The organism is Algoriphagus marincola DSM 16067 (assembly GCF_000429405.1).
Taxonomy (GTDB): Bacteria; Bacteroidota; Bacteroidia; order Cytophagales; family Cyclobacteriaceae; genus Algoriphagus; species Algoriphagus marincola.
Genome location: NZ_AUBU01000003.1, coordinates 1 through 14,837 on the forward strand (window position 1 = coordinate 1; position 14,837 = coordinate 14,837).

Annotated in this window: 10 protein-coding genes; 2 read left to right on the forward strand and 8 right to left on the reverse strand. The window is 40.1% G+C overall.

Annotation, left to right across the window (positions count from 1 at the left end):
- Positions 1–379: 379 nt before the first annotated feature.
- Positions 380–2,314, reverse strand: a complete 1,935-nt coding sequence (locus tag G457_RS0105615; RefSeq protein ID WP_026945590.1) for a tetratricopeptide repeat-containing sensor histidine kinase — start codon at positions 2,312–2,314, stop codon at positions 380–382.
- 587 nt (positions 2,315–2,901) lie between these two features.
- Here G457_RS0105615 and G457_RS0105620 point away from each other — a divergent pair.
- Positions 2,902–3,276, forward strand: coding sequence for a hypothetical protein (locus G457_RS0105620; protein WP_026945591.1), 375 nt, complete (start codon positions 2,902–2,904; stop codon positions 3,274–3,276).
- 239 nt (positions 3,277–3,515) lie between these two features.
- On the opposite strand, the gene G457_RS0105625 is transcribed toward G457_RS0105620, so the two are convergent.
- The 3 genes from G457_RS0105625 to G457_RS0105635 all read right to left on the reverse strand — a co-directional run bounded on the left by G457_RS0105625 (position 3,516) and on the right by G457_RS0105635 (position 9,129).
- A complete protein-coding gene (locus tag G457_RS0105625; RefSeq protein WP_026945592.1) occupies positions 3,516–4,631 on the reverse strand; it encodes a Gfo/Idh/MocA family protein in 1,116 nt (371 codons plus the stop codon).
- A 137-nt stretch (positions 4,632–4,768) separates the two neighbouring features.
- A complete protein-coding gene (locus tag G457_RS0105630) occupies positions 4,769–5,629 on the reverse strand; it encodes a sugar phosphate isomerase/epimerase family protein (RefSeq protein WP_026945593.1) in 861 nt (286 codons plus the stop codon).
- 2 nt (positions 5,630–5,631) lie between these two features.
- Complete coding sequence (locus G457_RS0105635) at positions 5,632–9,129, reverse strand: PVC-type heme-binding CxxCH protein (RefSeq protein ID WP_035483295.1); 3,498 nt, start codon at positions 9,127–9,129, stop codon at positions 5,632–5,634.
- A gap of 134 nt (positions 9,130–9,263) precedes the next feature.
- Here G457_RS0105635 and G457_RS0105640 point away from each other — a divergent pair, with 134 nt between their 5' ends.
- A complete protein-coding gene (locus G457_RS0105640) occupies positions 9,264–10,136 on the forward strand; it encodes an AraC family transcriptional regulator (protein WP_026945595.1) in 873 nt (290 codons plus the stop codon).
- On the opposite strand, the gene G457_RS0105645 is transcribed toward G457_RS0105640, so the two are convergent.
- The 4 genes from G457_RS0105645 to G457_RS0105660 all read right to left on the reverse strand — a co-directional run bounded on the left by G457_RS0105645 (position 10,133) and on the right by G457_RS0105660 (position 14,591).
- Positions 10,133–10,474, reverse strand: coding sequence for a hypothetical protein (locus tag G457_RS0105645; protein ID WP_051260757.1), 342 nt, complete (start codon positions 10,472–10,474; stop codon positions 10,133–10,135). The two genes, G457_RS0105640 and G457_RS0105645, sit on opposite strands and share 4 nt — an antisense overlap.
- A 137-nt stretch (positions 10,475–10,611) precedes the next feature.
- The gene (locus tag G457_RS0105650; protein WP_026945597.1) at positions 10,612–11,286 is read right to left on the reverse strand and encodes a LytR/AlgR family response regulator transcription factor; all 675 of its coding nucleotides are present in this window, start codon (positions 11,284–11,286) and stop codon (positions 10,612–10,614) included.
- 3 nt (positions 11,287–11,289) lie between these two features.
- Positions 11,290–12,699, reverse strand: coding sequence for a histidine kinase (locus G457_RS0105655; protein WP_026945598.1), 1,410 nt, complete (start codon positions 12,697–12,699; stop codon positions 11,290–11,292).
- 425 nt (positions 12,700–13,124) lie between these two features.
- The gene (locus tag G457_RS0105660) at positions 13,125–14,591 is read right to left on the reverse strand and encodes an SLC13 family permease (protein ID WP_026945599.1); all 1,467 of its coding nucleotides are present in this window, start codon (positions 14,589–14,591) and stop codon (positions 13,125–13,127) included.
- Positions 14,592–14,837 lie beyond the last annotated feature (246 nt).

Genomic DNA, 14,837 nt, shown 5'->3' on the forward strand with positions numbered 1-14,837 from the left:
CCGATAGCTATCGGGGCGATCCCGGCAAGGGGCTCATTTAAAAGCATCTGAATTTCAGGTGCTTTTTTATTTTTATGGTATGAGTTTTTTTGTTTTAAGCTTTTGATACCTCACGAGATTAGAGTAGGCTTAGCAGGGGGTTAAGCAGGAAATCCTATCTTGAGTATTTAGCGACCGCACTTTTTGAAATTGCCTATTGACAAGCTATACCTTATAGCGTTGCAAAAATCAAGGTTTTCCAGCCTTTTGAGAATTGACTTAATATCCATTGCAAAAAATTGTGCTAACGAAGTTACCATTTAAAGATGTTTGATATCTTTTAATAGCTAAGAGCGGGGCAAAAGGGTAATCATTTAAAATTCAAACGAAAATCCAAAACCTACCCAAGAACAATCGTAAAGGTTGAGCCCTTATTCTCTTCGCTTTCTACTTCTAATCGAGCACCCATGCTTTCGGCAAATTCCTTGCAGAGTAATAATCCAATACCTGAACCCTTTTCGCCAGCTGTACCGATAGAGGGCCCCATTCCCTGTTGAAAAAGAGATGCGAGTTTCTCCTTACTCATTCCTATTCCGTTATCCGAAATATGGATATTCCCATTTCCAGTAGACTCAAAGGAAACTTTAATTTGACCATCGGGATTGGTGAATTTCAAAGAGTTCGAGACTAAATTTCGAATAATGAAATTAAGCCGATTGCTATCAGTTTGAATACTTAGGTTTTCGGGTATGGCGTTCAAAATATTTATCTTTTTCCCTTCTGCCGTTGGAATTGCAAATTGAATAGCCTCATCAACTAGTGACCTAAGATTTTTTTCTTCTAATTGGAGATTGCTGGACTTCATCTGTGTTTGAGCCCATTGTAGAAGGTTTTTCAAAAGCTCTTGTACAGTTTTTGTTTGTTTTGCAATTCTAGGTACTAGGCTGGCAAGTTCTTCATTGGTTAGGATTTTTTGATCCCAATATTCCAAAAGAACCTGAAGAGAGGAGAGGGGGGCTTTTACATCGTGGGACACTACAGACAACAACTTTTCCCGAATAGAATTTGCCTCTTTGAGTTCAGAATTTGCCTGACTGAGAAGCACGGACTGTTTTTCCACTTGATCATTCTTTTCTGTCAGTTGGGCCAGGGTCATATCTATCTTCTTCTTGGCAAGTTCTAATTCATTATTTTTCTTTCGTTGATAGATTCCAAGCCCTATCAATCCTACCAAAATTATCACTGCAGCAATTAGAAGTTCATTCTTCCGTTGGAGGTTTAAATCTAAAAACCGTTGTTCCTCCAGGAGTCTTTGATTTTCCAATTCCTTTTTCTCCGACTCATATTGGATCAGTAAATCATCCTGAATTTTTTGTTTGCTTTCATTGAAAAGTAGTCCATCAGCTTTTATTTTTTGTTTTGCAACTTCCAGTGCATTCTGATAATCTCCGGTTTCCTGATATGCATCAATAAGATAATTTGCAGTACTGGAGATCATGTAGTTTGAATCCATTCCTTCAGCAAGCTCAAAAGCACTTTTGGCATAATTTAATGCCTGATTTTTATCACCTACCTCTAGATTGAATTGAGAAAGTTGCGTTAGTACTGAAATTTGAAGCTCTGTATCATTGATTCCTTCAGAGACCTTCAAACTCCTTTTCAGATAATTCTCAGCAAGCATATATTGCTTTTCACCTTGAGCTAACTCTGAAAGCTGATTCAGTGTATGAATAAGTCCACTGACGTCATTCAAACTGGTTTTGATTTCTAGAGATTCGGAAAGGTACGCTTTGGCTGAGTCCAAATCCTCTTTTGCACCAGTTGAAATCCATTTGTCTCTATAGTAGCTTCCCAAATTATTGTATAGCAAACTCAATCCTCGCTGACTGTTGGCCATTTTAGCATATGTCAATGCCTTTTTATATCGTTCAGCCGCCTCAAAACTCTCACCGGTTCGATAGAGAATATTTCCTATGTTAAGGTGAGATTCAACTAATCCTAGCGTATCCTGTATACTTTCTCTGATTCTTAATGCATCTACATTCAGCTTCATGGAGGTTTCAAAATCAGATTTGATCAGATAAGCTACTGCTTTAATATTGATTGCATTTCCTTGCATTTTCGGTAATTCAGCCAATTCTCCAAAATAAATAGATGAATCTGCATACGAAATGGCTAAATCCTGATTCGAACCATAGTAGTGTCTAGCTAAGGAATAATATATCGAGGCTTTCGTGCCAGGATTATTTGTTTTTTGAAGTTCCAATTTCAAGCTATCGCTTGTAGGATCAGCAGAATTGAAAATTAACAGTAGAAATAATACTAAATTTGGCATTGAATAGTATATGAAACTGATATTCGATGTATGTCTGCTCAGGTAATTTATCATACCCTAAGCATAAAGCACTAATTTTTAGCTCTTAAAGATAAATAAACGATATTTTATTTATAATTCTTATTACTAATTTTTTTGAATTTAGTTTAATACAAAAAACTGTATGTATAAGGAATAAATCATTGTTTTAATTATGTTTAATACATTAGAAAAAATTATAACTATTTGAAAATCAATATTTAAAAATTTTTATTCGTGGTTTGCAAAGCCTATTAAGAAACACAATGATTTACATAAATGGTTTTAATTAGAATGAGAAAAAGTCTTGAGAACGTAACACAAAAATGGACTCACTGTCTTCAGTTGAAATATTATTATTTAGAGAATTAATTTATTATAACCATTGCAGATTCTTTCGAAGCAAGTAAATCCATAATCTAATTAAGAAATTCATTTTATATTTTTATTACTATTTAAAGAGTTAATTTACCTATTCAGGTTATAAATTTTATAAATTAATTTTAATCTAGGTGTTTTTTCAATCATTTAGATTGTTTAAATTCTGAAAAATTTAACCCTTTACATCAATGAAAAAATTATCCTCCTTATTGCTAGTCCTCCTTGTGGCTATGGGCTCACTGGTCACCTTTTCCAGTTTTACTGCCTCTCCTGAATATTTCGAAGGTAAGTGGGCCGTGACGGTTTACGATACCCCAGAAGGTACAGCAACTATTCCTATGCGATTTGAAACTATTGACGGCAAGACCATGGGCTATTTCGTAGAAGATGCTTCCGGTACAGAAAAGGAAATGTCCTCAGTCAGTATCACTGATGGTGTTCTAACAGCTTATTTCAATATTACGGGTTATGACGTTTACTTGAGTCTAAAAAAAGTGGATGATGAAAATGCTTCAGGATCGCTGATGGACATGTTTGTGACAGAAGCGAAGAAAGTGAAATAAGTGGGAAGTGGGAAATTTTAATTTTTTTCCGTATCCTCCAAGGTGAAAAAACACCAAAAGCACAACGAACACAAAGCTTTTTCTTACCTATCTTTCCTTGATGCTAGGGACAATCTGGCATTTTGTGTCCTTAGAGGTTCATCTCCTTCGTGTCCTTTGTTTTTCAAAAACTCCTCTGTGTCCTCTGTGGTGAAAAAATCAAAAAACAAGGCCTGGAAATTTTCCAGGCCTTTTTGGTTTTATTTGCTGAGGGTAAACTCAGGTAGATATTTGATTTTTCCTCCATCCATAGCAGATTCATGTGCCAAAATACCCACGCAGGTTATATTGGCTGATTGTCTAGCATCCGGATAGGGAGCTCTGCCTTCTGTAAGCGCATTTAAGAACTCATCGACCAAATGAGGATGAGAACCACCATGACCAGATCCTTGAGTAAAGGATAAATGCTGATTTTCATCTGAGTCATATACTCCTTGGGTTGTAAATTTTTGAATTCCCTCAGGTAGTAAATGAGCATAATCTGGGATTTTGACCTTTTCTGGAACTTCACCGGTATGAATTACCGAGTCTTCATGTTCGATGAGTGTCCATTCAAAGGACTTTTTGGAACCGTACACATCAAAGCTTTCCCGATACTGTCTTGCTGTATTGAAAAGGGAACGAGTTACTTCTGCTGCGAGATCAGAATCTTTTAGCTTAATGTGGCAAGTTTCAATAGCAAAAGGAGAACCGTACTTTGGAATCAAATTTTCATCTATCCGACCCGATCCGAGGCAAGAAACATACTCAGCCTGACCTTTTGGCAAAGCCAAAACAGGACCTACACAATGAGTCGCATAGTGCATGGGAGGGAGGCCTTCCCAATAGCCTGGCCATCCAGCCATTTCCTGCTGATGAGAAGCGCGGAGAAACTGGATTTTGCCCAATTCTCCTTTTTCATACATCTCCTTTACGAAAAGAAATTCACGGCTGTAAATCACAGTTTCCATCATCATGTAGGTCAAACCCGTCTCTTCACAGAGTTCGACGATCTGACGGCATTCATCTACGGTAGTTGCCATCGGAACAGTACATGCTACATGTTTTCCCGCTTTCAGTGCTTTGATGGATTGCTCCGCGTGATTTTGAATGGGGGTATTAATATGAACTGCGTCGATATTTGGATCCTTTAGCAGCTCGTCATAGTCTGTATAGACTTTTTCGATGCCAAAAGCTTTCCCGATTTCTTCGGCTTTTTCTTTATTTCTTTGGCAAACGGCATACATGTTTGCCAAGGGGTGCTTCTGATAGATAGGAATAAACTCAGCACCAAATCCAAGGCCGATGATGGCAATATTGATTGGTTTTTGGCTCATAGATATGTTGTTTTTGGGTTTAAAAGAATAAAATATTTTCGGATGTCAGATGACCCATGTTGATGTCACCCTGAGCGGAGTCGAAGGGTCCTCGACTCCGCTCTGACTGACATAACCTTAGTTATAAACAGCTTGATTTACTCAGCTGCCCATTTTTTCAAGAATTCAAGCCCCTCTTTGGCGAAGCCATCCTGAGATGGTACCAAAGGTTTCCAAATGCAAACCGCTCCGGCCAATTCCTTGACATTCGGTGTAAAGCTTTCGATGGAAATGGCACCCTGGTAATTGATTTTTTCCAAGCCTCGTTTCCATGCAGACCAATTTGTCTGTCCAGTACCTGGGGTTCCTCTGTAGTTTTCAGAGACTTGCACGTGGATCAATTTGTCCCCAACAGCTGCAATGGCATCTTCAATGCTTGGTTCTTCAATGCTCATATGAAAGCCATCCAAAAGGGCTTTGGCCTGAGGTTCGTTGATATCAGCGATTAATTGCTTGAGTTCAGCAGCGGTGTTAATTAGATCTGTTTCGAATCGATTCAAGGTTTCTAAGGCGATCTCCAACCCGAATTCTCCGGCTCGTTTGCTCACCTTCTGAAGATTAGTGACCGCACGATCCCATTCGAATTTTCGTTGCTCGGGAGATACCAAGCGGGCCTTACCCACAGCAGAGTACATAGGACCAGCCACAAATCCAGCACCCAATTCGGAAGCAATTTCAAAGCAAGCATCTAAGTAATCGAAGCAAGTCTGATGGAATTTAGGATCCTCATGAGTCAAATCCCGGGTAGGCCCGAAAGCCCCGCAGATGATAGGTTTGAGAGCATGTTCTGCGAGCGCTTTCTTGACCCGGTCAATGTCAATCAATTCAGGATCTTCGACCGGTATTTCCACCGCATCGTAGCCGAAGGATTTGATTTTCTCAAAAAGAGAAATCGTTTCTGAATTAAAGGGTGAAGTCCAAAGCCAGGTACTTACACCAAATTTTACTTCTAAAGCCATTCTTATTCCACAATCATAATTCCATTCATAATTCTCCAGTGACCCGGTACAGTACAGACAAATGGATATTCTCCGGGTTCGGTAGGAGCCACAAAAACCAGTGATTCCCGTCCTTCAGGATCGACTAATCGAGTGGCGGCTATGACTTGTGGTATTTTAGGTACATAATTTTGCTCGGATCCTTTCGGATCTCTGGCCAAGGCATCTGCAGCTTCTCCAATAGTTTCCATCGAGCCTTTTTGACCGATAACTAGATTGTGCTGCATGAAATCAGGGTTTTCAAAGTCAATAGTTACCTGTGAACCAGCCTTTACGGTAAAGGTGGTCTTGTCATATTTCATCTCATGTGGGATGACGGCTAGCTTGACAATCGAACTTCCATTGGCTGAAACGGTAGCAACCTTATCTGAATCTTCAGAGAGATCCGTTCCTGGCTTTTTCAAGGCCAAGGTAGATTTGTTGCTTATTCTTCCTGAGAACATCCAACCTCCTACATATTTTCCAACTTGATTTCTAGAATCATTTTGGCCTACACGAACTCTTCTAGGAGAAAGTTCTGTCGTAAATAGACCTTTGGTTTTGGCTTTGCCAATTTCTTCACCATTTATTTTCAAACTCATGCTTCCGTCTTCCACCAAATTGGCATCAATGATGAATTGCTCCTCAGGAAGTGGTTTTTTGGTACTGATGATTGTCAATTTTTCATCCTGTGCTACTGCAAAGTGAAGAGCATCCTCATAGATGTACAAACTGTAGCCATTCGTATTGTTGCCAGAAGCTACCAAAATTCCATCCATTGGATTATTGGCTTTGGAAACGATCATTCGAATTGAAATCTCTTTTCCAGCTATGTCCGGAGGAAAGAGTATGGAGTTTCTTGAATCCAAGGGATATTGCTCGGCCACCAAGCTTCTACTGATTCGATCTGCCAAAGACACCTCAGAGTCTCCTGAAGCCTGAAGTGCAGCGGTATTATCCCGCTTGGCAAATTCGGTCGGATGGGAAAGTACTGCTGCAAACATTGCTTGAGGCAAAAATGGATCCTGACCATTTTCATCTTTTTCAGCTGTCTGAAGCAAAGTTTTAGCAGCATCCTCAGAGAAAGGCATTTCAGAAAGTGCAAGGAACGCGAATTTTCTCGTGTGCATGTCTGAGTCATCCAAAATACCGGACCCTAAGATCGCTCTCAAGCTTTCTTGATTGGATGGTAAAACACGTAATGCATTTTTACGAACAGCAGCTGATGGATGACGAAGGGCTTTTTCTACAAGCATACTTGCTTCTTTATTGCTTCCATCCAATTGGCCAAGTCCATGAAGTGTCCAAAGGGCATTGACTGCCGGAGCATTTAGACCAATTTTATCTACTGATTGGTCAGCGATTATCTTGTAAAGGTCAGGGATTACTTCGGTATTTTGCTGCTCCACAATCAGACGCTGAGCAGTCAATCTCCAAAACATATTTTCACTTTTCAGTGCTTCCATCAGCTCGGCATTACTGGCATCCCGAAGATCAAAGGTTTTGGAGTCTTCCCCTCCTTTATAACTCACACGGTAGATTCTTCCATGCTGACTATCACGAAGTGGGTTGATGTAGGCATTCCCAGCTCCATTTTCGAAGCCTCTTGGTGTTGGATTATGCTGAATAATGAAATTATACCAATCGGCAACCCAAAGAGCTCCATCCGGTCCTACTTCCGCATGAACAGGGGAGAACCATTCGTCTGAACTAGCCAAAATATTGAATCCATTCTTCTCGGTATATCCAGAACCATCTGATTCGATGATGGCATTGTGTAGGACCCTACCGGTAGGTTCAGCTACAAAAGCAATTCGATTCCAGAATTTTTCCGGAAAGCTTCTTGCCGTGTAGAAATAATGTCCTGCAGCTGCCGTGTAGCCTCCATGCCAATCCACTTGACGAAGGAAAGGGGTCAGGTGAGGCATATCGTAGTGACTGTCGATTCCATGGACGGTATTGGCTGAGCCTTGGAAAACGGGACGCTTCACATATTTATTTTCCATTGAAAAATACACACTGTGCTGTCCGTTTGCAGTGGAAATGAAGGTTTCGAAGTCTTCTGTGAAAGCCAAACCCCAAGTATTGTTGGAAGTATTGCCTAGGTATTCAAGGTTTTCGCCATTCGGCTTAAAGCGGTAAACACCCTGCCCGAAAGAATGCTCCACTCCGCTGACAGTACCTCTGAATCCAGAGTATCCTAAAACACCCCAAATTTTATTATCAAATCCATATTTGAGATTGGATGGTCCAGCGTGCGTATCGCTTTTTCCCCATCCGGTCATAATGACTTCTCGCACATCCGCTACATCGTCTCCATCGGTATCTTTTAGAAATACAAAATCAGGAGCCATGGAGATTAAAATTCCTCCATTTACAGCCATTATTGAAGTAGGGATGTTCAAATTTTCTGCAAAAACGGTCACCTTATCAGCTTTTCCGTCTCCATCAGTATCTTCTAAAATTTTAATTTTGTCATTTCCTCCTTCAGTTCTTACCTCATTAGGATAATCGACTGTTTCAATTACATAAAGTCTACCACTTTCATCCCAAGTCATCGACATTGGATTGATGATCATCGGTTCAGAAGCAAAAAGTGTCATTTCGAACCCTACAGGAAGCTGTACGGTTTTCATGCTTTCCTCAGGAGATAGCGGTAGCTGATAGCGCGGAGCAGGATCCTTTCGCTCATAGTTTGGAATTTCTGCATCCTGGAATTCCGGCTGAGGAATTTCATAAGCTGCCAAAAGTGCATTTACCTCATCACCCACAGCCCACAAAATCCCATTTGCTACTAGCTCCTGAAATTCAGGCTGTTTCCAAGTCTCTTCATTGTGTCCATAAGCAGTATAGAAAACTCTTCCTTTTCCTTCTTCCAAGGTCCAGGTATAGGGTTCTCGATGATCTCCATCCACTCGCTCCATTAGAACATGCATATCCGGATTGAGTTGAGAATGAACATAAGTCTCATCCCAAGTTTCGAATTCCTCAATCCCGTTCATGATGGGGTGATCCGCATCGACAATCGTAGCTGTGAAATTGCCTTCACCATGGGATTCAAATTGGCCTCCTACAGCATTGACGTACCAATCTGAATTGCGAAAGCACCAAGAAGCACTATGGATTGGAATTAAGGCTTTTCCGCTTTGTACATAGTCTTTGAGAGCATTTTCCTGATCAGAAGTGATGTCATCGTGATTAGCATAAATCATCAGGCCATCATAATTGTAAAGCATCTCCTCATTCAGATCATTGGGATCGGCAGTGTAAGTCAGGTTGATGCCTTTTTGGAACAAAGGAATTCCAAGATGCTGCATGAATTTCTCGGAATTATGATGCTCGCTTTCGTGTCCAAGCACAAGAATTTCAACTCTTCTTGGCTCTGTCATAGAGAGGAATACTTCCTTTTTGCTTTGGCTACAGCTCGCTATCAATAGAAGCAAAAGCGCAAAAAGGCTAATTCCTATATTCTTTAGATTCATGATTATTTGGGTTTAAGCAATATCGAGAAGCTATATTCCACAATTTTGGTGAATACTTCTTCCTATTTGTTGGTATTTTCTGACTGTATTTTGCTTATTTAGGTCCCGTAATGATAAAATTAAGTCATTAAGCAGTGAGAAAGCCCTTAAAAAAGTCAAGAATTCCCGAAAACAAAGCCCTTTTGATTAAGGACTTGGTAGCCCCATATTTTGATGTCAATTGGCACTTTCATTCCGAATATCAGTTATTTACTGTTTTGAAGGGTAGGGGAACCCGTTTCGTCGGAGATAATATTCAGGCTTTTCGGGAAGGCGATATGGTCTTGACGGGGCCTAATCTTCCACATCTATGGAGAAATGATCCAGCTTATTTTCGTAGTGAAAATCAATTGGAAACTCGCGGCGTGGTGATTTATTTCCCTGAGAATTTCCTGAATGATTCACCCTTTGTTTTTGAAGAGTTTGAGCCCATTTCTGTTTTACTGGAGCAATCGAGGTTTGGAATTGAAATAGGGGGAGAGACCAATCTTCAGGTCAAAAAGCTGATGCTGGACATGCTCCAAAGTTCCGGTCCAAGCCAAGTCATTCATTTGTTGAGTATCTTGGAGACTATTGCTCATTCTAACGAAAAGCAATTGATCGCTAATCCTGGTTATATCAACTCACATAAAGAATCTGAAGAAGATAGAATGGGTAAAGTGCATGATTATGTCATGAATCATTTCCAAGGAAAAGTATCACTTGAAGATGCAGCTGGCCTTGCTAATTTGTCGGTTTCAGCTTTCAGTCGCTTTTTCAAATCCCGGATGAACCGCTCTTTTTCTGATTTTTTGACCGAAGTTCGAATTGCTCATGCTTGTAAGCTGCTGCACGATACCGATTTGAATGTCAGCGAAGTAGCCTTCAGTTCAGGCTTCCATACACTCTCTAATTTCAATCGGCTTTTTCGGCAGCGAACCCAAAAAACACCCTTAGAATATCGAAAGGAATACCAGCTTCATTTTTAGGCTTTAATTTCAATATCCAACTGCCTTCCTTCTTCCTGCGCTTTCTTATCCATTCCTGCACCTATTGCCAACCCGATGGACATACCGATCGGAATACCTATTCCAAAGAAGGCCATATTTCCCAAAGTAAGCCCAAAAACCACTCCGAATGGAATCCCAAAAGTTGCCATTCCCATAGCCATCCACATGGTTTGAAAATGCCCTTTTGGAACTAGACCAAGCTCTTTTTTGACGAGGGAAAGAATTAGTGATTGGGAATTTCGGACCTGCTTTAGCAGTTCTTTATTCGAACCTGAAAAGCCGTTTAACTTATCAATTTCCTGATTGATAGAATTCAAAATTTCAATCGGTATCTCTCTTTTTCTCAATTCTGACAAAAGATTCTTTAACAGAGAATAAGCAGTATTAAATTTGCTATTCTGTTCAATTTCTGGGCTTTCGATTAATTCTATGATCTCCATCGGTCTATTTTTTCCTACTCGATTTTAATTTTGGTCATGACTTCATCAGAATAAGTAGAACTCACCGGGACGATAAATTTCCCAAGTCGCAACTGATGCTTTTCTGCAACTTTGATTTGGTTTTTATTGGCAAGGAATGAACGATGGGTCCGGATAAAGTAGGAGGGCAGCAGTCGCTCGGCTTCCTGAAGTGTCATCCGACTTTGATACTTTTCCTCACTGTTTTGAAAAATCACATAATTCCCCTGCGATTCGCAGTACAATAAGTCCGGAAAGTCTATTCGCACCTGACCTTCCTGTGTTTTGATGAAAGTCCAGGAATCATCCGTATTTCCCAAAATACGGGTTCTGGCTTTTTCACAGGCCTTCACAAAGCGGGTAAGGTTGAAAGGCTTCAAGAGATAGTCCAAAGCCTCTAAGTCAAATCCTTTTACTGCAAACTCCGAATAGGCTGTAGTAAAAATCACCTCTGTGCCAGCAGGAAGGAGTTCTACCAGATCAATTCCTGAGATATCCGGCATATTGATATCTAGAAAAACCAAAGGGATATCATGATTTTTAAGGTATTCCAGTCCCTGCATTGCATTGATAAAGCTGGCCTGAATCTCTAAAAAAGGCACTTTCGAAGCATGGGATTTGATCACTTCTAATGCAAAACCCTCATCATCGATGGCAATAGCTTTGATCATAGATTAATGAATTTGCACTGAAAAATGTACAAAGAAATCCGAGTCATTGGATACAATATTTAATTGATGCCGGTTGGGATAAACCAAGTTGAGACGCTTTTTCACATTTTCCAAACCTATCCCTGAAGTTTCATTCGATCTTTCTGTAGACTTGACTGGATGCACACTATTGACCAAGTCGAGATGAACCGAGCCTGAGATGCATCGCAAGTTCATCCGAATCCACGATTTTTCTTTCGAAGAAATTCCATGTTTGAATGCATTCTCCACAAAAGGAATCAATAGCATGGGAGCAATCTGACCCTGACAGCCATCCGTATTGATTTGAAAATCCACATCCAGATTTTCCTGCGAACCAAAACGAAGCATCTGTAAGTCGAGGTAATTTCGGAGATAGTCTATTTCCCGAGAAAGGGAGATTTTGGGTTGCTGATTTTCATGAAGCATAAAACGCATCATATCTCCCAGCTTTTGGATACCGTCAGATGTATTTTCTGCATTTTCCATCAAGGCACTCGCATAAAGGGTGTTTAGGGCATTAAAAAGAAAGTGCGGATTGATCTGAGAGCGAAGAAAATCAAGGTTTGCCTGTCCTTGTCCTACCTCCGTGCTGAGGTTGAAAATTTTACCTGTCAGGTTTTCGTACTTCTTGAAAATCAGATTTGATAAAGGATTGATTATCAATAAAATAATTCCATTGATCAAAAATCCAATTAAAATAATTTCCTCTTGACCATTCCCGGCAGCTATTGCAAAAAACACAAAGAACACTATGACCAACAGTAGAGCCAAATACCAATTTGCTTGCTTGTTTTTACCTGCTTTCCGCTTGCCATAGACCAGGTAATAATTGTAGAGAACCAAGGATAGCAAAACCGGGAAAATCATAATAAATAGAATCAAAACACCCTCATCGATCACAGAGGATTGTCCCAGTAATAGGAAGAAAATGAGCACAATAAAGGTCAAAATCATCCTGGCCAAATTGTAAAAATAGTAGGAAGAAACCCGGGGCGGTGTGAGCATATTCTTCAATACCAATGCTCCTCCTTGATGGCTAATATACAAGAAGATAACCCCCAAGAAGAGTTGGAAAAGCTTCTCAAAAGATCGGTCTGAGGCTACCGTAAGGACTGTTGAAAATATGAAAGCGAGGCCAAAAGTCAGGATTCCCCAACCGATCAGAGGACCGATTTTCCGGTTTTTCAGATAGGTTGGAATCAACTGCATATGGAAAATATAAAATACCACATAGAGCGCGGTAGGAACAAAAATGCGGTCATAGGGCGAGGGGAGAGTTCCAGCCCATCTATTGGTATTCATGCTGATCAAATTGAATAGCACGATACTGACGAAAACCAAAGTGGTAATCCACCATTCGATCTGTCTAAAATCAAAACTTCTTTCCTTCATAATGTTGGGGTTAAATCAAGTTTACTAGTTGGTAGAGATAACAAACAAGGGCGAGCAGCAAGAGGAAATAGATTCCTCTATGCCTTTTTACTTTTTCTTGGATTGGATTGCTTGCCTTCATGGACACAAGAATCGCAAATCCTGAATTAGTCATCAAAAAGTTGGGATGAATAGTGGGTTTAGTGGGATGGAACGGTGGGAGAAGGGAAGTTTGGGGGTTGGGGAGTTAGGGAGTTAGGAAGTAGGAAGGTTGGTGAGTTAGGAAGTTTGGGAGTTAAGTAGTGGGAATAGGATGTTTATCGTCATGGCGAGGAGCTGATTTCAAAATCATTGTTTGTTAAAATATCAAGTTGTGACGAAGCCATCTCCTTAGGAATTAGAAAGTTTAAAGGATGCAAGGTTATTTTATCTGAGTTTGGGAAAAATCAAAAAGGATAAATCTCCAGATCGATATTCCAAAGAACGGGAAGAAGGAAATACACTAAGAGACTAACTATCAGTATGGAGAAAATATTTAGCCAAAACCCTGCTTTGACCATATCTTTCATTTGTAGAAAGCCTGATCCAAATACGACAGCGTTGGGTGGAGTAGCCACAGGAAGCATAAATGCACAACTCGCAGCTAAAGTAGCTCCCACCATTAAGCCAAATGGATGAAGATCCAGCTTGAGGGCGACAGAAGCCAAAATCGGGAGAAGCATTGAGGCTGTGGCCACATTGGATGTAACTTCCGTAAGGAAATTGACCGAAGCGATAATAATCAGCAGCAATAAGAAGAAAGAAATTCCTTCTATCAAGGTAAACCGTTGACCAATCCATTCCGCCAGTCCGGTTTCTTTGAATCCTTCCGCAAGAGCCAAACCACCTCCAAAAAGTATCAAAATACCCCAAGGGATGCGTTCAGCGGTTTTCCAATCCAAAATTCTTTTAGTTTTAGTTGAATCGGGGAGGAGAAACAAAACCAAAACTCCTGTCAAAACGATAATGGTATCATCAATACCCGGGATAAACTTAGCCAGAAAAAAGCTTCTTGAAATCCAGGAGAAGCAGACTAAGCCAAAGACTATCAATACATTTTTTTCTTCATAGGAGATTTTTCCAAGTTTTATAAGTTGCCCTTTTACAATATGTTTCGCGTCATTTAGCTTAAAGTTCTTGGGAAGGGGATTCGCATAAGTGACCAAATACCACCAGCAAATAAGAATTAAGAAAACAGCGAGGGGAAAGCCAAAAAGCATCCATTCATTAAATCCAATGGTGTAATCATAAAGATCACTGACTACGGCTGCTAGAATAGTATTGGTAGGGGTACCGATCAAAGTAGCCACGCCACCAATGGATGCGCTGTACGCGATACCCAACATGATATTTTTACCCAATCGATCGCTGAGTTGGGATTGATCAGCTCCAAATTGCTCTTGAAACTGCTTTACAACTGCTAAGCCGATCGGAAGCATCATCAGTGAAGTTGCCGAATTGGAAATCCACATAGAAAGAAAACCGGTAGCTACTATAAATCCCAAGACAATAGTTCTTAAGTCAGTTCCAATCAATTGAATAATCGATAGGGCGATCCTCCGGTGTAAATTCCATTTTTCAATTCCTGTAGCCATTAGAAATCCGCCCATGTATAGCATCACTGTAGGATGCATATAGTTTGATGAAACAGATTTTATAGGAAGAATTCCCAGAGTAGGCATTAGAATTAAAGGCAAGAATGCAGTAGCTGCTATAGGTAGTGCTTCAGTGATCCACCAGATCGCCATCCAGCTGGCCAAAGCCAACATGGCCAAAGCTTCTTGATTTAAATCGGGAGAATTTACGCCATACAGGATGATAAAAAATGAAAGTGGGCCTAGAATCAATCCTAGACTGGTAAAAGAAATCTTCATTAGGGTGGTGGACTTAAAGACGGGGACTAAGTTAAAAATATTTCAGAATGTGTAGGTGGAAAAAATATTTACTTAACATAATATAAATTATGTAACAAAAGAGTAATATCTCAATTCTCAAACGGATCACAGTACGACTCTAAGGAGCTTCTCAAACGCTGTGAAGTTCAAAATCTTGGCAAATTACCTTTCAAATAGGTCAATGAGTGAGATTTTGAAATTTTGTAGTAGTCAAATGAAAGAAAT